The sequence below is a fragment of the Pseudomonas sp. C9D1 genome, assembly GCF_056491235.1.
In genome coordinates, this window is record NZ_JBSZIE010000002.1 from 2768705 (window position 1) to 2790865 (window position 22161).

19 protein-coding genes are annotated in these 22161 nt (G+C 68.4%); 6 read left to right on the forward strand and 13 right to left on the reverse strand.

Annotated elements, in window-relative coordinates:
- Positions 1-16: 16 nt before the first annotated feature.
- The 10 genes from ACXI0U_RS20990 to ACXI0U_RS21035 form a co-directional block, all read right to left on the reverse strand.
- Positions 17-2104, reverse strand: a complete 2088-nt coding sequence (locus ACXI0U_RS20990; protein ID WP_431482806.1) for an acetate--CoA ligase family protein — start codon at positions 2102-2104, stop codon at positions 17-19.
- Between the two features lie 10 nt (positions 2105-2114).
- On the reverse strand, positions 2115-3275 hold the full coding sequence (locus tag ACXI0U_RS20995) for an acyl-CoA dehydrogenase family protein (protein ID WP_069560637.1): 1161 nt from the start codon (positions 3273-3275) through the stop codon (positions 2115-2117).
- 17 nt (positions 3276-3292) lie between these two features.
- A complete protein-coding gene (locus tag ACXI0U_RS21000) occupies positions 3293-4081 on the reverse strand; it encodes an enoyl-CoA hydratase/isomerase family protein (RefSeq protein ID WP_431482807.1) in 789 nt (262 codons plus the stop codon).
- A gap of 253 nt (positions 4082-4334) precedes the next feature.
- Positions 4335-5762, reverse strand: coding sequence for an amino acid permease (locus ACXI0U_RS21005; RefSeq protein WP_350447158.1), 1428 nt, complete (start codon positions 5760-5762; stop codon positions 4335-4337).
- A gap of 185 nt (positions 5763-5947) precedes the next feature.
- A complete protein-coding gene (locus ACXI0U_RS21010) occupies positions 5948-8161 on the reverse strand; it encodes an ATP-binding protein (protein ID WP_479550763.1) in 2214 nt (737 codons plus the stop codon).
- A complete protein-coding gene (locus tag ACXI0U_RS21015) occupies positions 8158-8931 on the reverse strand; it encodes a substrate-binding periplasmic protein (RefSeq protein WP_374979130.1) in 774 nt (257 codons plus the stop codon). Before ACXI0U_RS21015 ends, ACXI0U_RS21010 begins: the two co-directional genes overlap by 4 nt.
- Positions 8928-9662, reverse strand: a complete 735-nt coding sequence (locus ACXI0U_RS21020) for a response regulator (protein WP_021219783.1) — start codon at positions 9660-9662, stop codon at positions 8928-8930. The genes ACXI0U_RS21015 and ACXI0U_RS21020 overlap by 4 nt, the downstream gene beginning before the upstream one ends.
- A 110-nt stretch (positions 9663-9772) precedes the next feature.
- Positions 9773-10420: a TetR family transcriptional regulator C-terminal domain-containing protein gene (locus ACXI0U_RS21025; protein ID WP_374979131.1), complete on the reverse strand. Its 648-nt coding sequence runs from the start codon at positions 10418-10420 to the stop codon at positions 9773-9775.
- Between the two features lie 113 nt (positions 10421-10533).
- Entirely contained in the window at positions 10534-11325 is a 792-nt protein-coding gene (locus ACXI0U_RS21030) for a class II aldolase/adducin family protein (RefSeq protein WP_021219785.1), read from the reverse strand.
- A gap of 69 nt (positions 11326-11394) precedes the next feature.
- The gene (locus ACXI0U_RS21035) at positions 11395-12462 is read right to left on the reverse strand and encodes an ABC transporter substrate-binding protein (protein ID WP_021219786.1); all 1068 of its coding nucleotides are present in this window, start codon (positions 12460-12462) and stop codon (positions 11395-11397) included.
- A 154-nt stretch (positions 12463-12616) separates the two neighbouring features.
- Here ACXI0U_RS21035 and ACXI0U_RS21040 point away from each other — a divergent pair, with 154 nt between their 5' ends.
- Together ACXI0U_RS21040 and ACXI0U_RS21045 are read left to right on the forward strand one after the other, a co-directional pair.
- Positions 12617-14566: an oxidoreductase gene (locus ACXI0U_RS21040; protein WP_479550764.1), complete on the forward strand. Its 1950-nt coding sequence runs from the start codon at positions 12617-12619 to the stop codon at positions 14564-14566.
- A gap of 83 nt (positions 14567-14649) precedes the next feature.
- Positions 14650-15246, forward strand: coding sequence for a cupin domain-containing protein (locus ACXI0U_RS21045; RefSeq protein WP_263403797.1), 597 nt, complete (start codon positions 14650-14652; stop codon positions 15244-15246).
- Between the two features lie 18 nt (positions 15247-15264).
- On the opposite strand, the gene waaA is transcribed toward ACXI0U_RS21045, so the two are convergent.
- Together waaA and ACXI0U_RS21055 are read right to left on the reverse strand one after the other, a co-directional pair.
- Positions 15265-16533 carry a lipid IV(A) 3-deoxy-D-manno-octulosonic acid transferase gene (gene waaA / locus ACXI0U_RS21050; RefSeq protein WP_479550765.1) on the reverse strand — a complete coding sequence of 423 codons (1269 nt, stop codon included), beginning with the start codon at positions 16531-16533 and terminating at the stop codon, positions 15265-15267.
- 33 nt (positions 16534-16566) lie between these two features.
- The gene (locus ACXI0U_RS21055) at positions 16567-17451 is read right to left on the reverse strand and encodes a LysR family transcriptional regulator (RefSeq protein WP_184490568.1); all 885 of its coding nucleotides are present in this window, start codon (positions 17449-17451) and stop codon (positions 16567-16569) included.
- Between the two features lie 86 nt (positions 17452-17537).
- On the opposite strand from ACXI0U_RS21055, the gene ACXI0U_RS21060 reads away from it, so the two are divergent.
- The 4 genes from ACXI0U_RS21060 to ACXI0U_RS21075 all read left to right on the forward strand — a co-directional run bounded on the left by ACXI0U_RS21060 (position 17538) and on the right by ACXI0U_RS21075 (position 20869).
- Positions 17538-17870, forward strand: a complete 333-nt coding sequence (locus ACXI0U_RS21060) for a DMT family transporter (RefSeq protein ID WP_021219791.1) — start codon at positions 17538-17540, stop codon at positions 17868-17870.
- 65 nt (positions 17871-17935) lie between these two features.
- Positions 17936-19108, forward strand: a complete 1173-nt coding sequence (locus ACXI0U_RS21065; RefSeq protein ID WP_479550766.1) for an NAD(P)/FAD-dependent oxidoreductase — start codon at positions 17936-17938, stop codon at positions 19106-19108.
- Complete coding sequence (locus ACXI0U_RS21070; RefSeq protein WP_479550767.1) at positions 19090-19920, forward strand: aldo/keto reductase; 831 nt, start codon at positions 19090-19092, stop codon at positions 19918-19920. Before ACXI0U_RS21065 ends, ACXI0U_RS21070 begins: the two co-directional genes overlap by 19 nt.
- 43 nt (positions 19921-19963) lie before the next feature.
- Positions 19964-20869: a metal ABC transporter ATPase gene (locus ACXI0U_RS21075; protein ID WP_479550768.1), complete on the forward strand. Its 906-nt coding sequence runs from the start codon at positions 19964-19966 to the stop codon at positions 20867-20869.
- A gap of 71 nt (positions 20870-20940) precedes the next feature.
- Here ACXI0U_RS21075 and ACXI0U_RS21080 read toward each other — a convergent pair whose 3' ends face one another.
- A complete protein-coding gene (locus ACXI0U_RS21080) occupies positions 20941-22149 on the reverse strand; it encodes an acyl-CoA dehydrogenase family protein (protein WP_263403801.1) in 1209 nt (402 codons plus the stop codon).
- Positions 22150-22161: the final 12 nt, after the last annotated feature.

Below are 22161 nucleotides of genomic sequence, written 5' to 3' on the forward strand. Positions count from 1 at the left end.
GGCTGAAGCGTGACGGTCATTCGGCAAGGCGGATCAGTGCATCCACCGCCACGGCGCCTTCGGCGTCCGCCAGCAGCGGGTTCACGTCCAGCTCAAGCAGGCTGTCCACGTGTTCGCAGGCGTAGTCGGCGACGGCGCGGATGGCCTCCACCAGCGCCTCCAGGTCCACCGCCGGGCGGCCACGGAAGCCGGTGAGCAGCGGCGCACTGCGCAGGCTGAGCAAGGCATCGTGGATCGCCGCATCGGTGGTGGGCAGCAGCAGGCTGCGGCTGTCCTTGAGCAACTCGACGAGGATGCCGCCGGCCCCCAGCACCAGCGCCAGGCCGAAGCCGTTCTCGCGCTTGATGCCGACGATCAGCTCCGCCAGCGGCGGGTTGGCCATGCGCTCCAGCAGCACCTGCTCGAAGGGCACGCCGGGCGCGTGGCGGGTGATGTTCTCGCGCATGTCGAACAGCGCGGCTTCCAGCGCCGCCTCGTTGCGCAAGTTGAGTGCCACGCCGCCAGCCTCGGTCTTGTGCGGCAGCTGCGCGCTGACCACTTTCAGCGCCAACGGGAAGCCGACATCGGTGGCCGCTTCACGGGCTTGCGCCGGTGTGCTCAACGCCGCGCGCGGCAGCGGCAGGCCAAAGGCTTTCAGCGCCTGCTTGGATTGCCACTCGTCCAGCAAGCGGCCTTCGCCTTCCAGCGCCTGCGGGCAGAGCGGCACCAGCGCCGCTTCGCCACGGGCCAGCAGCGCGTCGCGGCGCTGGCGGTAATGGGCGATGCGCCCCCAGGCGGCGAGGCCGTCTTCCACACCTTGCAGCGCGGCAACTCCGTGGGCATGCAGCCGTTCACGGGCCGGCCTGGGCAGCAGCTCCGGCAGCGCGGAGGCGATGAAGCCCACCTTGCCGTGGCGCTCCAGCGCCGCGCAGTACAACTCCAGCAGCAGGTCGCATTGCGGGCGCTCCCCGGTCTCCTCGCCGGGGTAGTCCAGCACCAGCAGGGCGGCATCGGCGTCGGTCTGCAGGGCACTGTCGAGCATCTTCTCCAGTGCCGGGCCGTCGCCCCAGATGGCGGTGGTGAAGTCCAGCGGGTTGGCGATGTTGGCGTAGTCCGGCAGCACCTGGGCCAGCTCGGCGCGCTGGGCGTCAACCAGCGCGGGCAGGCCCAGGCCGTTGCGCTCGGCGTAGTCGGCGATCAGCCCGGCGTCGCCACCGGAGCAGGCCAGCGCCGCCAGGCGCGGACCGGCCGGCAGGTTGCCGCAGGCGGCGGCCTTGAGGGTTTCGATGAAGCTCACCGGGCCGCTGACGCGGATCACCCCGAGGCGCTCGAACAGCGCGTCGTACAGCGCATCGGAGCCCGCCAGGGAGCTGGTGTGGCTGAGCGCCAGTTCGGCGCCGATCTGCGACACGCCGGTCTTCAGCGCGATCACCGGGATGCCTTTCTGCAACGCCTTGTAGGCGGCGCGGGCGAAGCCGGGGACGTTCCTCAGCCCTTCCAGGTGCAGGCCGATGGCGGTGACGCGCGGCTCGTCGAGCAGCACGTCCATCAGCTCGGCCACGCCCAGCTGCGCCTGGTTGCCCACCGAGGCCATGTAGGCGATGGGCAGCGAGCGGTCGCTCATGGACAGGTTGTAGGCGAAGTTGCCGCTCTGGGTGAGCACCGCCACGCCCTTCTCCACCCGCTGCCCGCCGTGGGCCACCGGCCACAGCGCGGCGCCGTGCAGGTAGTCGAGCAGGCCGTAGCAGTTGGGGCCGAGCACAGCCATGTCGCCGGCGCTGGCGAGCAGGCGGCGTTGCAGGGCCTCTCCTTCGGCGCCGGTCTCGGCGAAGCCGGAGGCGTAGCAGATGGCGCCGCCGGCCTCCTTGGCGGCCAGCTCGGCGACGGCCTGCAGGGTCAGCTCGCGGTTGGTGGCGACGAACACCGCGTCGGGGCCTTCGGGCAGGTCGGCGATAGTGCGCACGCAGGGCACGCCTTCGAGCGCGTCGTGTTGCGGGTTGACCAGCCACATCGGCCCGGCGAAGCCGCCTTCAGCGCAGCGCTTGAGCGCGCGCGCCATGCTGCGGCCGCCGACGAAGGCGAGGTGACGGGGCGCCAGCAGGCGCTGGAGGTTTTCGCGTTTCATGGCACGGGCCTCAGCGCAGCAGCGGACGCAGCAGTTCGCGGGAAATGATGTGGCGCTGGATCTCCGAGGTGCCTTCCCAGATGCGCTCGATGCGCGCGTTGCGCCAGATGCGCTCCACCGGCCCTTCGTCCATCAGGCCCATGCCGCCGAAGATCTGCACCGTCTCGTCGGCCACCTTGCCCAGCACTTCGCTGGCGAACAGCTTGGCCATGCCGGCCTCGCCGTCGCTCATGGTGCCGCGGTCCATCTTCCAGGCGGTGTGCAGGGTCATCAGCTCGGCGGCGCGGATCTGCGTGGCCATGTCGGCGAGCTTGAACGAGATGCCCTGGTAGCTGCCGATGGGCTGGCCGAACTGCTTGCGGTCGGCGGACCACTGCAGCGCCAGGTCCAGCGCGCGCTGGGCCTGGCCGACGCAGTTGGCGGCGACCATCACGCGGCCGGCGGTGAGCCAGGCGTTGGCCACTTCCCAGCCCTTGTCCACTTCACCGAGGACCTTGGAGGCCGGCACGCGGCAGTCGTCGAAGAAGATCTCGTAGGTGTGGTAGCCCTTGTTGCTCACGCACTTCGGCCCCCGGCGCACGGTCATGCCGGCGGTGCCCTTGTCCACCAGGAAGGCGGTCACGGCGTTGCGCTTCTTGCCGTTGCGTTCAAAGGTGTCGGTCACCGCGAAGACGATGGCGAAGTCGGCATGCCCGGCGTGGCTGATGAAGTGCTTGGCGCCGTTGATGATGAAGTCGTCGCCGTCACGCACGGCACGGGTCTTGATGGCATTGGCGTCGGAACCGGCGCCCGGCTCGGTGAGGGCGAAGCAGTCGATCTTCTCGCCCTGCACGCACGGCAGCAGGTAGTCGCCGATCTGCGCGCCGGTGCAGGCCATGAGGATCTTCGACGGCCGCGCAACGAACACGTGCAGCGCCCAGGACACCTTCGACAGCTCGCGCTCGACCAGCGCCTGGGACAGGTAGTCCAGGCCACCGCCGCCGACGTCCTCGGGCATGTTGAAGGCGTAGAAGCCGGCCGCAAGGGCCTTGCCGCGAATCTGCGCGGCCAGCTCCGGGGATACGGCGTCGGCGCGGTCCACTGCTTCCTCGTGGGGCAGCAGCTCTTTCTCGACGAAGGCCTTGACCGCCTCGACGAGCATGTCCTGTTCCTGGGTCAGTTGAAAATCCATGGCATCACCTGCAGCCGTCAGCGGCCGTTGAATTGGGGGGAACGTTTCTCGGCCACGGCGCGCAGCGCCTCGGCGGCATCTTCACTGCGGCCGCAGAGCAGCCCGGCGGCCTGCTCGGCCTCCAGTTGCTGGGCCAGGGTGCGGCTGGCGCCGTCGCGCATCAGGCGCTTGGTCTGGGCGAAGGCGAAGGTCGGCCCGGCGGCCAGGCGCGCGGCGAATTCGCCGACCTGTTCCAGCAGGTGTTCATCGGCAACCACTTCGCCGACCAGGCCGGCACCCAGCGCGCGCTCGGCGTTCCACAGCTCGTCGAGGAACAGCAGGCGCTTGGCCGCTTCGCTGCCGATCAGGCGCGGCAGGTGCCAACTGGCGCCGGCATCCGGGCAGTAGGCCATGCCGGTGTAGCCGGCCTTGAAGCGCGCGGAGGCGGCAGCGATGCGGAAATCGCAGCACAGCGCCAGGTCCATCCCCGCGCCCACGGCGGTGCCGTTGACGGCGGCGATGGTCGGCTTGTCCAGGCCATGCAGGCGGCGCATCAGGGCGTGGGCGGTTTCGGTCCAGCCGTAGGTCTCCAGTTCGCCCCGGGCTTCGGCCTCGGCCCATTCAGCGAGGTCGGCGCCGACGCAGAAGCTGCGGCCCTCGCCGGTCAGCACGATGACGCGCACCGCCGGGTCGGCCTCATGGGCGTCCAGCAGGGCCAGCAGGTGCTTGAGCGTGGGGATGTCCAGCGCGTTGCGCTGTGCAGGGCGGTTCAGGGTGATCCAGGCGATACCGCCCTGGACCCGGCTGAGCGGGGATGGCTGTGTCATGCGGCCCTCGTTCTTGTCGTTGATTGTGCGGAGGCGAATGCGTGCACGGCCATACTAAACACCCGTTCAACAAGACCACAATCCGCCCCTGCCGAGGCCTGTAACACCCTCTGCACAGCAGCCGGAGAGCGCCAGCCCTGGCGTTGGCGGGGCCTGAAGGGAATCGGCCGGCGACGGGCGTTACAACTTCGAACAAAGATCCCCGCCACGAAAAAGGCCCCGCAATGCGGGGCCTTGGTCGTAACACAGAGGGTCAGCCGATGCTGGGAACGATCTCCTCCCCCACATCACCACCACGCCTGCGGCGGATCAGGAAGTAGGCGCCGTAGCACACGGCGATGAAGCCGAAGCCCCAATACAGCGACGGCCGCTGGGTGGGGTCCAGGGCGAGGAAGACGAACAGCGAGCAGCAGATGGCGATGCAGGCCAGCGGCACCAGCGGGAACAACGGCGCCGAGTACTTGAGGTCGGCCCGGGTGCCACCCTTGGCCATGTGCTCGCGGCGGAAGCGGTACTGGGCGTAGGCGATGACGATCCAGGTCACGGTGCCGGCCATGCCGCTCACCGCCATCAGCACCATGAACAGGGTGTCGGCGGCGACGATGCTGGTCAGCAGCGACAGCAGGGCGAAGCACAGGGTGATCAGCAGCGCATACAGCGGCACGCCCCGGGCGCTCAGCTTCGACAGCTGGCGCGGCGCCATGCCGGTCTTGGACATGGCCCAGAGGATGCGGGTGGAGGCGTAGAGCCCGGAGTTGCCCACGGAAAGGATCGCCGTGAGGATCACGAAGTTCATCAGGTCGGCGGCATAGGGAATGCCCACCCTGTCGAACACCTGGACGAACGGGCTCTCCATCAGCCCGGCCTCCCGCCAGGGGACGATGGCGGCCAGTACGCCGATGGCCAGCACGTAGAAGATCAGCACGCGGAAGACCACGTTGCGCACTGCCTGGGGGATGCTCTTCTCCGGCTGGTCGGTCTCGCCGGCTGCGACACCCATGATCTCGCAGCCCTGGAAGGCATAGACCACCGTCATCATCACCGCGAACACGGCGGCCAGCCCGTTGGGGAAAAGGCCATCGGCCACCAGGTTGCCCAGGCCCGGAGCAACGTCCCGTCCCTCGATGGGAATGGCGCCGAATACCACAAGCAAACCGACCAGGATGAACACCAGGATGGCCGCCACCTTGATGCCGGAGAACCAGTACTCGGCCTCACCAAAGGCCCGGGTCGCCAGGGCGTTTAGGGAGAACAGCACCACGACGAACAGCCCCGACCATAGCCAGATCGGCACATCAGGGAACCAGCGCGTCATCAGCATCCCGGCGGCGGTGAACTCCAGGCCCACCGTGGACGCCCAGCTCATCCAGTAGACCCAGCCGATCATGAAGCCCGTGGCCGGGCCGATGAAGCGCGTGGCATGGGCCTGGAACGAGCCGGAGACCGGCATCTGCACCGACAGCTCGCCGAGGCAGACCATCACCAGGTACATCAGCAGGCCGGCGACCAGGTAGGCGAGGATGGCGCCCATCGGGCCACCGGAGCCGATGGTGACGCCCGAGCCCATGAACAGGCCGGTGCCGATCACCCCGCCGAGCGAGAGCATGAAGATGTGCCGGCTCTTGAGCGCCCGGGTGAGCTGGATTTTCTCGCCGCTGCCGGCGTGATGGGTCTCAGACATGGCGCACCTCCGGGGAACGGCGGGTGCGGGTGAGCGGAACTCTACGTTGGGTCATTGTTGTTATCTCCAATCGATCAGAGGCCGTGGCTCGAGCACGGATACCGCCGGATTATTCGAAGGAGATGTAAGGCGCCGTTGATCGCCGGGATCGAAGTTGTAAAAAGCTGTAATGAAGCTGTCTCGCGTCAGGCGAACTGTTGCATCTGGGCCTCGGCCGTCGCCCGCTCACGTTGCACACGCTCGCTCCAGCCCTGCAGCGCCTCGCCTGCCAGGGCGGCGCTCTCCAGTTCCGCCAGGCAGTTCCCCAGGCCACGCCAGCCCAGTGACCGGCAGCTGCCGGCAAGGCGATGGGCCAGGCCGGCGACGTCGTCCCGGTCGTCGGCGCGGATGGCCTCGTGCAGCAGCGGCATCTGCTCGGCCAGCAGTTGGCGCAGGGCGCCGACCAGCGCGGCGAGGCGGTTGTCCCCCAGCAGTTCGCGGTGAGTGGCCAGCAGCCGGATGTCGAGCGCGGTTCCGTCGTCCGCCTCGTCCGGCGGCGGGCTGCCCGGCATGGCCAGTGCGCGACGCAGGGCGTCCAGGCGCAGGGGCTTGGCCAGTACGCCCTGCATGCCGGCCTCGAAGTAGCGGCGAACGCTGGCCGGTTGGACGCTGGCGGTGAAGGCAAGGATGGTCGTCGCCCAGTTGAGCCCGTCCACCTGCCGGCGGATCGCCCGGCACAGCTCGATGCCGTCCATGCCCGGCAGGTGCATGTCCAGCAGGATGAGGTCGAACGCCTGCTGGCGGCAGGCGGCCAGCGCTGGCTGGGCGTCCTCCACGGCCTGCACCCGGTGGCCGTCCCGCTCCAGCAGCCCCTGGGCCACGTCGCGGTTCAGGGCCACGTCCTCCACCAGCAGCACCTGCAGGGCACGACCCACGGGCGCATTGCCCTGCGGTCGGGCGACCGGCGACGTCGCGGGCTGCAGTTCGATGTCGAACCAGAAGCGGCTGCCCTCGCCCTCCCGGCTTTGCAGGCCGATCTGCCCGCCCATGGCGTCCACCAGCCGCTTGCTGATGGCCAGCCCCAGGCCGCTGCCACCGTAGCGGCGGGTGACGTCATCACTGGCCTGGACGAAGCGCTCGAAGATCCGCGCCTGGGCCGCCTCGGGGATGCCGATGCCGTTGTCGCTGACCACGAAGCGCACCCGCTGGGCTGCACCCGGCGCGGGGCTGGCGGTCACCTCCACCCGTACATCGCCGTCGGCGGTGAACTTCACGGCATTGGCCATCAGGTTGCTCAGCACCTGGCGGAGGAACTGCTCGGCCCCTAGGCAGCGGCGGTTCACAGACGGGTCCAGGCGCAGCGAGAGCACGGTGCCGTTGGCCTCGGCGCGGGGCTCCAGCAGCGTCAGCACCTCGTCCAGCAGCTCGCCCAGGTCGAACTCGACGGCCTCCGGCAGGCTCACCCCGTCTTCCAGGCGGGCGAACAGCAGGACTTCGTCCAGCACCGCCAGCAGGCCTTCCCCGGCCTTGTGCAATGCATGCAGGCGCTTGCGCTCCAGCGTGCCCAGGTCGGCGTCGCGCAGCAGTTCGGCCATGCCGAGGATGCCGTTGAGCGGGGTGCGGATCTCGTGGCTCATGGTGGCCAGGAAGCGCATCTTCGCCTCGTTCGCGGCCTCGGCCTCCTCCTTGGCGCGCTGCAGGCTGGCGGTGCGCCGCTCGACCTGCCGCTGCAGCTCGCTGCGCTCGTGCCCCAGGGCCTGACGCATCGTGTCGAGGGCCTGGGCCACGGTGTCGATCTCGTCGTGCCTAGTCCGAGCACGCTTGTCCAGCAGGAGCGGCTGCTGAAGGTCACCCTCGGCCATGCGCTGGGCAAAACCGGCCATGCGCTCCAGATGGCGCGTCACCAGGCTGTGGAAAAGCAGGCTCAGGGCTACAGCCAGACCGCAAAGGAACACGCCCATCCAGAGCAGCCCGTCCAGGCCGCTTTGCCAGAGGCGCCGATGAATGGCCCCGAGATCGGTGGCCAGGGTCAGCTCGCCAAGGTGACGCTGCTCCCCGTCGGGCGGCTGATAGTCCAGCGAGAAATGCTCCACCCGCACTGGGCCAGCCACCTGGATATCGCCCTGGACCAGGGTGAAATCCTCGCTGGCCAAGCTCGCCCAGGCGACATCAGGAAAGTCCACCAGCCCTCGCAGCTGCACCTTGAGCTGGGCCTGGTCGAGGTCCCAGAGGCTGCGCTCGAAGCTGGCTAGGTAGCCGCTGCGGATCAGTTCCAGGCGCTGCTCGATGGCCTGCATCTCGCGCCGGTACTCGAATCCAAGCTGCACCGCCCCGGCCAGCAGGGTGAAGCACAGGCTGAAACCGAGAACCCGCTGCAGCAGGCGCCGGGCCAGCGGCCCGGGCGCATGCCAGGCGTTCATGGCGCCTCCAGGGGGCGTCCCTGGGTACGGTAGTCGCGCTCGCTCTCCTCCAGCCAGCGCTGCAGGCTGCCGTCGGCCTGCAGCGCCAGCAGGATGCGGTCGATGTCGTCGAGCCTCGCCAGGAGCGGCGAACGCCGCGACACGGCCAGCCGCAGGGAGTCCACCGCCAAGGGCTCGGGCGCGTCGACGACGGCCTCGCCTCCCGGCATGCCCGCCACGAACAGCCGCCCGGTGCGCCGCTCGTAGGGGATGAAGTCGATGCGCTGGCGGATCAGCTTGCCGAAGTTCTGCCGGCTGTCCGAGACGTATTCGATGCGCCCCTGGCGGGTGACGAAGCGGTCGAACTCGGTGCCGTAGCTTTCCCCGAACAGCAGCCCGCCACGGTAACCGGCGAGGTCGGCCAGGCTCCTCACCGCCAGGGGCTTATGGCGGTTGTAGAACAGCGCGACCTCCTCCCGCAGCACCGGCGCCTCGGCGAACGCCAGGTGCTGCTGGCGCTCCTCGGTGCGGTAGGCCAGCACCAGGTCGACGCGACCGCTGGCGGCGTCCATGAGGCATCGCTTCCAGTTGCCGAGGACCACCACCTGCATCTCGTAGCCCAGCTCCTCGAGCACCCGCTTCACCACCTGGGGCGCCAGGCCGCGCACGGCCTGGCCATCGCTCCAGGACACGGGCGGGTAAACCGGGTAGTCGCAGTAGCGCATGGCCTCGGCCGACAACCCGAGACTGCAGCAGCCCCAGGCCAGGAGTGCCAGCCAACGCATGCTCAAGCCTCGCTGGGGGTGGCCGTGAACAGGTAGCCGGCGCCGTGGATGGTGATGATCAGTTGCGGGTCGGCGGGATCATCGCGCAACTTGCGGCGCAGGCGCCCGACCAGCACGTCGATGGAGCGGTCGTTGGGCAACCATTCACGGTTGCGGATCTGGTCCATCAACTGGTCGCGGTTGAGGGTGTGGCCACTGTTGCGCAAGAAGGTACTGAGCAGTTGGAACTCGCCTTGCGTCAGCAGCGTTTCATGGCCGGAAGAGTCGATGATGCGCCGCCTGTCGGCATCCAGCAGCCAATCGCCGAACTGCTTGAGGACCTGGCGGACGGGATTGTGCTCCGCCTGGGCATGGCGAACCCTGCGAACCAGGTTCTTCGTCCGGGACACCAGCTCACGAGGGTTGAGGGGCTTGATCACATAGTCGTCCGCCCCGCACTCCAGGCCGACGATGCGGTCGATCTCATCGTTGCGCCCGGTGATCAGGATGATGCCGATCTCGGACCTGACCCGAAGCTCGCGGGTCAGGGTCAGCCCGTCCTTGCCTGGCAGACGGATGTCCAGCAACACCAGCTCGACAGGCTGGCCAAGATGGGAGGTCTCGGCCAACAGGACTTCAGCCTGCTCGGCATCGGCCGCGCAGAAGACCTCGTAGCCTTCATCGCCCAGGTAGGTCCGGAGCAGCTCACGAATCACCGGATCGTCGTCGACGACCAATACACGGGGAACCATCGCCATCACCCTTCACCTCCGGCGTACCGGAGATGTTTCTTATTCTGGTTTTCGGACGGTGACACCGAGGCCATGGCCTGGTGGCAGCAGCAGACTAGTCACTACTGAACAAACGATCAACAAGCGGATGTTCCGCCCTGAAAGCGCCGGTACGCGCCAGCCTGAAGGCCATCGACCCAGGCCTCGCAAATCAATACGCCCTGGTGGGGTGTGAAGGTCGTGGGGTTGAGCCCGGACTCCAGCCACAATCCATCCAGCAGCGCGCTCAGGCTGATAGCGGCCAGACCGGCGTCGAACGCGTGCCAACCCTCTTCGTCTGCCAAAAGGGCCAGGGCCCCGGCCAGCAGGTTGCGATAATCGCCATAGGATTGATCGTGAATGCTCCTGATCGACTCGAGGCGAGTCACCGCACCCCAGAACACCAGCCAGGCGTCGAGCAGTTGGGGATCGAGCATCTCCGGCGAGAACGAGGCCTGGAAGAAGGCGGAGAGGCGCCTGCGGGCCGGGGCAGGGGCAGACTCGACGGCACAGTGCAGCAGGCCCATGACCCGCCCACTGACCGCCAGGTAGGCCTCGGCCACCAACGCATCCTTGCCCTCGTAGTGATGGTTGATCAGGCCAACGGAAACGCCGGCCTCGGCGCAGATCTTGCGCACGGAGGCGCCCTGGAAACCGTAGCGCTTCAGGCAGACCAGGGTAGCGTCCACCAGCAGGGCCTTGCGCTGCTCCGGCTCCAGCCGGGAAAACCGCACTTCCGTATTCATGTCAGGTCCTGTTGGTGCAACCACAAAAACGCCGGAGCCCGGCCCCGCAGAATGATACGTGGAGACTCCGGGAAAAACCGACCCCGATCGAACGATTCATCGCCGGGGCCGTTTCAGTCCCGGTAGTCGGGCGCCACCCGCTCCAGCAGCCTCAGCAACGCCTGCCAGGCCAGGTCCATCGCATCCGGGTCGGTCAACTCGCCCTCCCCGGCCGGTTGCGCGGGCTCGTTGAACTGGCGCTGGGTGTGCTCGCAGACTTCATGGGGCGGCAGCAGCAATTCGCCGCCGGCCTGGGCCGCCACCTGGATGTCGCAGGCCTTCTCCAGGTAGTACATGCGCAGGAAGGCCTGTGCGGGCGTCTCGCCAACGGTGAGCAGGCCGTGGTTGCGCAGGATCATCACCGGCTTGTCGCCCAGGTCCGCCACCAGGCGCTTCTGCTCATCGAGGTTGAGCGCCACGCCTTCGTAGTCGTGGTAGGCGACGCGGCCGTAGAACTCCATGGAAATCTGGTTCACCGGCAACAGCCCCGCCGGCTGCGCGGCCACGGCACAGCCCGCGCGGGTGTGGGTGTGCAACACGCATTGGGCATCTTCGCGGGCGGCATGGATGGCGCTGTGGATGACGAAGCCAGCCGGATTGACCTTGTAGCGGGTGGGCTCCACCGCCTTGCCCTGCAGGTCGATCTTCACCAGGTCGCTGGCGCGGATCTCATCGAACATCAGCCCGTAGGGGTTGATAAGAAAGTGATGCTCCGGCCCGGGTACCCGCACCGAGATGTGGGTGAAGATCAGGTCGGTCATGCGGAAGTGGGCGATCAGCCGGTAGCAGGCGGCCAGTTGCTGGCGCAGGGCGCGCTCCTCGGGGGAGCAGGACGATGGGGGCAGCGGGGCGTGCAGCGGCGTCATGGAAGGCTCCAGGGTCGATCGAAAAGGAAGCGGCCCACCGCCGAGGTGGGCCGGGCAAGGGGCACCCTATCAGCGTACCGCCCAGGCGTTGAAGCGCTCCTCCAACTCCTCGCCATGATCGACCCAGAACTCCACATCCATCGGCAGGCTCGCCGCCAGCGCATCGGGCGTCACCGGGATCCAGCGGGCCTGTTCAGCGTCCAGCGCGGCGGCAGCATCGCGGTTGGTCGGCCCGTAGGGGATACGGCGGATGTACTCCAGCTGCGGCGCCTTGCGGTTGGCGAAGGCGATCAGTCGCTCGGCCTGCTGCGCATGCCGGGAGCCCTTGATGATCGCCCAGTAATCCATGCCGTATAGGCTGCCCGGCAGCACCAGGTCGAGGTTGCGTCCGGCCTGGTGCGCCGCCGCCACGCGCCCGGTATAGGACGAGGTCATCACCACGTCACCGGCGGCGAGCCACTGGGTCGGCTGGGCGCCCGCCTCCCACCACTGGATCTGCGGCTTGATCTGGTCGAGCTTGGCGAAAGCGCGGTCCACGCCGCCCGGGCTGGCGAGCACCTTGTACACGTCGGTCACCGGCACGCCATCGGCCAGCAGGGCGAACTCGAGGTTGTACACCGCACGCTTGCGCAACCCGCGCTTGCCGGGGAATTTCTCCAAGTCCCAGAAATCGGCCCAGGACGTGGGCGCTGCCTTCAGCCGGTCGGCGTCATAGGCGAGCGCAACACCCCACACCAGCGCGGCCGAGCCGCACTCCTGGGCGGCATCCTCGATCAGCCGTTCACTGCCGCCCATGCGTTGCCAGTCCAGCCGCTCGAACATCCCGCTTTCACAGCCCCGCACCAGGTCCGGCCCTTCGATCTGCACCAGGTCCCAATCGACGTGGCCGGTATCGGCCATCACCCGGATGCGCGCCATTTCACCGTTGTATTCGCTCTGGATCAGCGGCTTGCCGTCCTCGGCCACAAAGGGTTTGAAGAAGGCCTCGTCCTGGGCCTTCTGGCCGTCACCGCCGTAGCCGACCACCACCATGTCGGGTGCACCCTGGGCCGCCACGGCGGGCATCAGCGCGGCCAGCAGAGTGATGAGAGGCAGGTTCGAGAAGCCGCGCGAAGGGCGCGAAGAGTCGTGTCGCATGAGGTTCTCCCATTGTTCTTGTTGTGCAGGGATGGCCCATCAGGGGGCACGCATCACGCTAGTTGTCACTCAGTTAAAAAACAAGTTGATTTTTTACTATAGGTAAATCAGTAATGGATTAATAAGAATTCCAGCAACCCCGACGAGGATTGCCATGCACGCCTTCCCGCACCTGTTCGAACCCCTGCACATCCGTGGCAAACGCCTGAAGAACCGCATCATGTCCAGCGGCCACGACACCAGCCTGCCCACCGACAACCGGGTCAACGACGCGCTGATCGCCTACCAGCGCACCCGCGCCGAAGGCGGCGTCGGGCTGATCGTGCTGCAGGTGGCCGGTGTGCACGACAGCGCCCGCTACACCTCGCACGTGCTGATGGCCACCGACGACACCTGCATCGAGGGCTACCGCGAACTGGCCGAAGCCTGCCAGGCCCACGGCACCCTGGTGCTGTCGCAACTGTTCCACCCCGGGCGGGAAATCATGGAGACCGCCAGTGGCCTGCTGGCGGTGGCCTATGCGCCCTCGGTCAGCCCCAACGAGCGCTTCCGGGTGATGCCCCGAGCACTCGACCAGCGGATGATCGACGAGATAGTCGCCGGCTACGGCGCCGCCACCCGCCGCCTGCGCCAGGCCGGCCTCGATGGAGTGGAAGTGGTGGCCAGCCACGGCTACCTGCCCGCCCAGTTCCTCAACCCCCGGGTCAACCACCGCGAGGATGGCTACAACGGCGACCTCGACGCGCGCCTGCGCTTTCTCCGCGAGGTGCTGGCGGCGGTTCGCCAGGCCGGCGGCGATGACTTCATCGTCGGCCTGCGTATCTCCGCCGACGAGCGCGATCCGCAGGGGCTCAGCGAGGATGAATCGCTGCAGGCCGTGCTCGCCCTGGAAAGCGAACTGGACTACGTGCACCTGGTAGCCGGCACCTCCGCCTCCCTCGGCGGCGCCGTGCACATCGCGCCGCCCATGGCCATCGCGGCGGCCTACCTCGCGCCGACTGCGGCCGGGTTCAAGGCACGACTGCACATCCCCCTGTTCGTCACCGGGCGCATCAACCAGCCCCAGGAAGCGGAGCAGATCATCGCCAACGGCCAGGCCGATGTCTGCGGCATGACCCGCGCCCTGATCTGCGACCCGTTGATGCCGGAGAAAACCGTCGGCGGCCGCGTCGAGGACGTGCGCGCCTGCATCGCCTGCAACCAGGCCTGCATCGGCCACTTCCACAAGGGCTACCCGATCTCCTGCATCCAGCACCCGGAAACCGGCCGCGAGCTGCGCTATGGCCAGCCGGCCAGGGCCACGCGGGCGCAGCGCATCATGGTGGTCGGCGGCGGCCCGGCCGGTATGAAGGCCGCCGCCGTGGCCGCGCAGCGTGGCCATGAGGTGACGCTGTTCGAAGCGGCTGCGCAGCTCGGCGGCCAGGTGCTGCTGGCGCAACTGCTGCCCCGGCGCAGTGAGTTCGGCGGTGCCGCCACCAACCTGCAGCGGGAAATGGAACTGGCCGGCGTGAAGGTCGTGCGCAACACCCGCGTCGACCGTGCCCTGGTGGAGCGCGAGCGCCCGGACCGGGTGATCATCGCCACGGGCGCCACGCCTTACTGGCCGGATTTCGAGCGCGGTGGGGCACTGCAGGTGGTGGATGCCTGGCAGGTGCTCAGGGGCGAGGTGCAGCTCGGCCCTTCGGTGGTGGTCGCCGACTGGCGCTGCGACTGGATCGGCCCCGGCATCGCCGAGCACCTGGCGCGCAACGGCCACCAGGTGCGCCTGGCGGTGAATGGCACCCACTGCGGCGAAAGCCTACCCCTCTATGTGCGCGACCAGATGGTGGGCGAGCTGCACCGCCTCGGCATCCCCATCACGCCTTACGCACGGCTCTATGGCTGCGATGACGACACCGTCTACATGATGCACACCGCCAGCGGCGAGCCCATGCTGTTCGAGGCCGTGGATACCCTGGTGCTGTGCCAGGGCCACCAGCCGCTGGATGAGCTGGGGGCGACCCTGGAAGGCCTGGTGCCCTTCCAGCGCATCGGCGATTGCCTGGCCGCACGCACGGCGGAGGAAGCCATATTCGAGGGGTTGCAGGCGGCCTGGGAAATCTAGGGCGCGACGGGCCCGCGCCTGCTTTACAATGCCGCGTTCGCGCGGGGCCAGCCCTCCGCCCAGCCCCAAGGACCGGAGGGATCATGAGCCCCAGCCTGCCGCCGCCCGGCACCGCCAATGCGCCCGAGAGCCAGTTCCTCGGTACGCGCATCCGCGCCCTGCGCAAGCGCCGCGACATGACCCTCGCCGAGCTGGCCGAACAGAGCTCGCTGACCGCCGGCTACATCAGCCAGCTGGAACGCAACCTGGCCTATCCCTCGATCCCCGCTCTGTTCAATATCGCCCGCAGCCTGGGCGTGACCATCCAGTGGTTTTTTGCCAGCGAAGCCCCCACCGCCGAGGCGGACAAAGGCTATGTGGTGCGCAAGAACAGCCGCATGAGCCTGCACTACGACGACGGCATCACCGACGAGCTGCTCAGCCCGCAACCAAGCCGCTCGCTGGAAATCCTCCACTCGCGATTCCCCCCGGGCACCTACAGCGAAGAGAGCTACAGCCACGAAGGCGAAGAAGCCGGCTACGTACTCAGCGGTGAATTCGAGCTCTGGGTCGGCGAACGCCACTTCCTGCTGGGTGAAGGCGACAGCTTTGCCTTCTCCAGCCAGGAACCCCACCGCTATGGCAACCCCGGCGACAAGGACACGCTGATCCTCTGGATCATCACTCCGCCGACCTTCTGAGGCAGGCCTGGCCCGGGCTCACCCCAGCAGGCGGGCGAGCCCCGCGAGCAACCGCTCCAGCGCCCCCTGGTTGGCCCTGAGCACCGCCAGCCCGGCATCGTGCATGCGGGTCGCGGCAGCGCTGTCGCGCCAGAGGCTGGCGACGGCGCTTTGCAGCGCTTCGGCGTCGGCCACTTCGATCAGGGCGCCGTTGTCGCGCAACTGCGCGGCGATATCGAGGAAGTTGAACAGGTGCGGGCCGCTGAGCACGGGCTTGCCCAGCGCCGCGGGTTCCAGCAGGTTGTGCCCGCCATTGGGCACCAGGCTGCCACCGACGAAGGCAATGTCGGCCAGGGCGAAGAGGAACAGCAGCTCGCCCATGGTGTCGCCCACCAGCACCGACGTCGCGGCGGTCAGCGGCTCGCCGGTGGAGCGACGCACGGCGGCGAAACCTTCGCGGCGGCACAGTTCGAATACCGGGTTGAAGCGCTCCGGGTGACGGGGTACCAGCAGCAGCAGCGCATCGGCGCGCTCGGCCAGCAGTTGGCGATGGGCGGCGAGGATGATCTCGTCCTCCCCCGCATGGGTGCTGGCGGCGATCCAGACCGGGCGTTGCTCGGCGCTCCACTGCCGGCGCAGGTCGGCGGCGCGGACGGGCAGCTCGGGGTCGATGCGCAGGTCGAACTTGATCGAGCCGGTCACCGTCACCGCTTCGGGACGGGCTCCGAGGGTGCGGAAGCGCTCGGCCTCGGCTTCGGTCTGCACCGCGAGCCAGCTCAGCTCGGCGAGCATGGGCGCCGTCAGCTTGTGGAAGCGTGCGTAGCCACGGGCGGAACGCTCGGACAACCGCGCATTGGCCAGCACCACCGGCACGCCGCGCGTGTGGCACTGGTGGATATGGTTGGGCCACAGCTCGGTTTCCATGATCACCGCCAGCTTCGGCTTGAGCAGGCGCTGGAAGCGCGCCGCCGCCCAGGGCAGGTCATAGGGCAGGTAGCAGTGCTGCACCTGGTCGCCGAACATCGCGCGGATGCGCTCCGAGCCGGTGGGGGTCATGCAGGTGACGGTGATCGGCAGTTGCGGGTGGCGTTCGCGCAGGGCGCGGATCATCGGCGCCGCGGCGATGCTTTCGCCCACGGATACCGCATGGACCCAGATGCCGCCCGGTTGCAGGGGCGGCAGGCCGAAGGCGAAGCGCTCGGCGATGCGCCGGGCATAGGCCGGCGCGCGCCAGGCCCGCCAGGCCAGGCGCAGGGCGATGATGGGCAGGCCGAGGTGGAACAGCAGGGTATAGAGGGTGCGATTCATGGGCGCGGAGCTTATCAGAGCACGGGCCCGGGATCAGCCGACGGCCTTGAGGTGCTCGGCGAAGCAGTCGGCCAGCCACAGCGCCGCCGGGCCCAGCGCCTCGTCGCGGCGGCACACCAGCTCCACCACCAGCGGCGGCGGCGTCCAGTCGCTGCTCAGCTCCACCAGCTGGTTCTGGTAGGTCGGGTACTGCACCACGTGGCGTGGCAGCCAGGCCCAACCGAGGTTGCGCATCAGCAGCTCGGCCATGGTGTAGAAGCTGTCAGTACGCCAGATCGACGGGCTGAGCTGCTCGCCGCCGGGGTAGCGGCTGTCCTGGGGCGCCATCAGCAACTGGCGATGCCGGGCCAGCTCGCGGCGGTCGACATGGCCGACGCCCGCCAGGGGATGGCCGACGCCACAGACGGTGACCATCTCGATGGTGCCCAGGCGCTGGCGCTCCAGTGCCTCGGGCATCTGCTCGTGGTGGAACAGCAGGCCCAGGTCGGCGCGGCGCTCCAGCAGCTTGCGCGCCACATCGCCCTGGGCACCGCTGGCCAGTTGCACCTCCAGCAGAGGGAAGGCCTGGGCCAGGGCCTCCAGGCTGTCGAGCACCGGCTGGTAGGGCATGGCTTCGTCCTGGGCCAGGCGCAGGCGCACCTCCTCACCGCGCACCAGCCCCAGCGCGCGCCCCTCCAGGCGCTCGCACTGGCGCAACACTTCCCGCGCCTCCTCCAGCAAGGTGCTGCCCGCGGCCGTCAGGCGTGGCTGGCGCCCGCTGCTGCGCTCGAACAGGGTGACGCCGAGATCGGCCTCCAGCAGGGCGATGGCGCTGCTCACCGCCGACTGCACGCGGTTGAGCCGGCGCGCCGCCGATGAGAACGAGTGGCCCTCGGCGACGCTGACGAACAGGCGGATCTGCTCCAGGTTCCACTGCATGACCTATCTCCTATTCAGATAGGTAATCACTTTATCCCATCATCCAGATGACTAGAATCGGCAGCCTGATTTCAAAGGAGGCCATCATGACCGGCTATCTGTACCTCGCCATCGCCATCACCGCCGAAGTGATCGCCACCACCTCGATGAAGGCCCTCGACGGCTTCAGCAAACCCGTTCCGCTGCTGCTGGTGGTGATCGGCTACAGCATCTCCTTCTGGATGCTCAGCCTGGTGGTGAAAAGCATTCCCGTGGGCATCGCCTATGCGATCTGGGCGGGCCTGGGCATCGTTCTGGTGAGCATCGCCGCGGTCTTCCTCTACCAGCAGAAGCTGGACCTCCCGGCCATGCTCGGCATGGGCCTGATCGTTTCCGGCGTGGTGGTGATCCAGCTGTTCTCCAACAGCACCGGCCACTGATCCACGTCGGCCCCGCCTCACGGCGCGCGTTATACTGCGCGCCGGTTTTCTTCGAGGCAGCTTCCATGTCCCAGGTTCTCAGCACCGACGTCCTCATCGTCGGCGGCGGCGTCGCCGGTCTCTGGCTCGCCGCACGCCTGCGCGGCCAGGGCTACTCCACCCTGCTGGTGGAGAACGCCAGCCTCGGCGGCGGCCAGAGCGTAAAGTCCCAGGGCATCATCCACGGCGGCGCCAAGTACGCCCTGCACGGCGCGCTGACCGGCGCCTCGGAAGCCATCGCCGACATGCCCCGCCGCTGGCGCGAGGCCCTGGCCGGTGACGGCGAGCTGGACCTGCGACCGGTGCGCCTGCTGTCCGATGCCCATTACCTGTGGTCGCCCGGCTCGCTGGCCGGCAACATCACCAGCTTCTTCGCCAGCAAGGCGGTGCGCGGCCGCGTCGACCAGGTCAAGGGCGAGGCCCTGCCGCCGGCGCTGCAACACCCGAAATTCAAGGGCAAGGTCTATCGCCTCGCCGAACTGGTGCTCGACGTGCCGAGCCTGATCCAGCGCCTGGCGGACCTGGCCGGCGACGGCCTGCTGGCCGGGCACGCCATCGAGCCGCTGCGCGAGGGTGACGAGTTGGTCGGCCTGGTGGTCGATGGCCGCGCCATCCGCGCCCAGCGCATCGTCCTCAGTGCCGGCGCCGGTAACGAGGCGCTGCTGCAGGCCCTGGGCATCCAGCAGCCCGGCATGCAACGCCGCCCGCTGCACATGGTGATGGTCAAGGCGCCCAGCCTGAAGCCGCTCTACGCCCACTGCCTCGGTGGCGGCCCCAAACCGCGCGTCACCGTCACCACCCACCCTGCCGCCGATGGCCAGTGGGTCTGGTACCTGGGCGGCGACATCGCCGAAGCCGATGGCGTGGCGCGCAACGAAGCCGAGCAGATCGCCGCCGCCGAGAAGGAACTGCGCGACCTGCTGCCCTGGATCGACCTCTCCGCCGCCCAGTGGGCGACCCTGCGGGTGGACCGCGCCGAACCGAGCCAATCCGGCCTGGTGCGCCCGGACAACGCCTTCCTCGCCGACCAGGGCCGCCTGCTGGTGGGCTGGCCGACCAAGCTGGCGCTGGCCCCGGACTTCGCCGACCGGGTGATCGCCGCCCTGGAGCGCGACGGGGTGCAACCGACCCAGCAGCCGCCCCTGCCCGAACTGCCGCGCCCGAACCTGGCGCAACCGGTATGGGAGGAACTGCTGTGAGCCAGAGCAGCCTGCATCACCTGCACCGCCCCCTGGGCGACACCGGCCTGGTGGTCTCGCCGCTGGGCCTGGGCACCGTCAAGCTGGGCCGCGACCAGGGCGTCAAATACCCGTCCGGCTTCACCATCCCCGATGACGACGAAGCCGGCCGCCTGATCGGCCTGGCCCGCGAGCTGGGCATCAACCTGATCGACACCGCGCCGGCCTATGGCCGCAGCGAAGAGCGCCTCGGCCCGCTGCTGCGCGGCCAGCGCCAGGACTGGGTGATCGTCAGCAAAAGCGGCGAGGAGTTCGAGGCGGGCCGCTCCAGCCACGACTTCAGCCCGGCGCACACACGCCGCTCGGTGGAGCGCAGCCTCAAGCGCCTGGAGACCGACTACATCGACCTGCTGCTGCTGCATTCCGACGGTGACGACCTGCGCATCCTGCAGGACAGCGGCGCCTACGAGACCCTCGCCGAGCTCAAGCGCGAGGGCAAGATCCGCGCCTTCGGCCTCTCCGGCAAGACCGTGGAAGGCGGCCTGCTGGCGCTGGAGCGCGGCGACTGCGCGATGGTCACCTACAACCTCGCCGAACAGGGCGAGAAGCCGGTGCTGGACTATGCTGCCAGTCACGCCAAGGGCATCCTGATCAAGAAGGGCCTGGCCAGCGGCCATGCCTGCGTGGGAGCCGGCGTCGACCCGGTGAAGGCGAGCTTCGAGCTGATCTTCGGCCACCCGGGCGTCGGCAGCGCCATCATCGGAACCATCAATCCGCTGCACCTGTCCCACAATGTCACGACGGCCGCCGAGGTGCTGAAAGGCCGTCCCTAGAGCGCCGCAACTGCGGCCGACCCCGACGCAAGAAGGAGCCGACATGCCGCGAATACTCGCCCGTAAAGACCCGGGGGCGTTCAAGACCCTGCCCCTCCATGTCGAGGCCACGGCCGATGGCCTGGCCTACCAGGCCCTGGGGCTGCCGCTGAACTTCACCCAGATGCTCGAACGCCGCCGGCGCCCGGTGGAGATCGCCGACAGCCAGCGTTTCGCTGTCGAGCTGGCCAACCTGGGCGTCTCCGTGCGCCTGACCCTGGAGCTGCAGGGCCGAGAATACTGGGTGCTGGTGCGCCAGCGCCGGCTGGACCGCGGCGACACCGTGCTCAAGCTGATCTCCGGCTACGTGCCGGCCCATGAGCTCAACCTGCCGCTGCTCACTGCCATCCAAGAAGTGGCCGAGGAATGCCTGATCGAGACGCCCGAAGGCTGGCTCGGCGGGCGCTTCGCCGATACCTGGCTGCCCACGCCCTACCAGCGCCAACTGCATTACCGCGAGGCCAGCCACTTCCGCCTGAGCCCGCTGTCCGGCGCCGCACGCCCGGTGCAGAGCGGCAGCCTGACCCTGCTGGAGCGCCCCCGCGCCTACGTGCACCTGCCCACCGCCTCGCTGCAGCTGGTCTACGACATGAGCCTGGAGCTGCCCCGCGACGCCCGCCAGCTGAGCTTCTTCCACGTCGATGAAAGCCTGCGCGACGGCGAGCTGGTGGCCGCGCTGGAGCGGCGCCGCCCGGGCATCTACCTGCTGGCCCGTGACCACGGCAAACCCACCGGCGAACTGCTGACCCTGCGCAATGGCGAACTCAAGCCCGCCAGCACCCGGGGCATCTGGCTCTCGGAAAGCTTCGCCGAGCAGGACGGCTGGCTGGTGCGCGACGAACGCATCCGCTGGAAGGACTGGCTGGCCCGCGTCGGCACCGCCGAGCAGGCCAAGCGCCTGGCCTGCTGAGCCCCTGATAAACCCGTCGCCACAAAAAAAGAACCCCGCCGAGGCGGGGTCAATCGGGCACTACAACAGAATCACTTGAGTTCGCTTGAGCTCTTGCCCAGCAGGCGACGGGCGATGATCAGCAGCTGGATCTGCTGGGTCCCCTCGAAGATGTCGAGGATCTTCGAATCCCGCGCCCACTTCTCCAGCAGCTCGTCCTCGCCGTAGCCGAGGGCGCCGACCAACTCCACGCACTTGAGCGTCACCTCGTTGGCCACGCGCCCGGCCTTGGCCTTAGCGATGGAGGCCTCCTTGGAGTTGGGCAGCTTGTTGTCCGCCATCCACGCAGCCTTGAGGGTCAGCAGGCGCGCGGCCTCCCATTCGGCTTCCAGGCGGTAGAGGGTCGCCTCCACATGGCTGACGCTGAGCAGCGGCTTGCGGTAGTCGAACTTGCAGCCGGCCTTTTTCAGCAGCTCACGGGTGCGGTCCAGGGAGGCCTTGGCCACGCCAATGGCCATGCCGGCCACCAGCGGGCGGGTGTTGTCGAAGGTCTCCATGACCCCGGCGAAGCCCTTCTGCACATCGATCTCGGCATTGCCCAACAGGTTGGCCGCCGGCACCCGGCAATCGCTGAAGCTGATGGACGCGGTGTCCGAGGCCTTGATGCCGAGCTTCTTCTCCAAGCGGGTGACGCTCATGCCGGGCGTGCCCTTCTCCACCACGAAGGATTTGATCGCCGCGCGGCCCAGGTTCTTGTCCAGGGTCGCCCAGACCACCACCGCATCGGCGCGCTCGCCGGAGGTGACGAAGATCTTCTCGCCATTGAGCACGTAGTGGTCGCCATCCTTCACCGCCGTAGTGCGGATGGCCGCGGAGTCGGAGCCGCAACCCGGCTCGGTGATGGCCATGGCCGCCCAGGTGCTGCCGAAGCGCTTGAGCTGCTCCTCGTTGGCCACCGCGGCGATGGCGGCATTGCCCAGCCCCTGGCGCGGCATGCCCAGCAACAGGCCGACGTCGCCCCAGCAGAGTTCGATCACGCCCAGCAGCGCCGAGAGGTTGCCGCCGTTGCGCACGCCCTCCTCCACCTGGCCGCTGCCGCGCTTGCTGGCGGAGGTGGCACCGACGGCGTCGGGGGAGCCGGCGTTCATGCCGTCCAGCAGCGCAGCCAGCAGGTCCAGTTCCTTGGGATAGGCGTGCTCAGCCTTGTCGTACTTGCGCGAGATGGGGCGGAAATAGTTGGCCGCCACCTGGTGCGCCTGGTTGGCCAGGCCACGGAATTTCTTCGGGGTTTCAAGGTTCATCGCAAAGTCCTC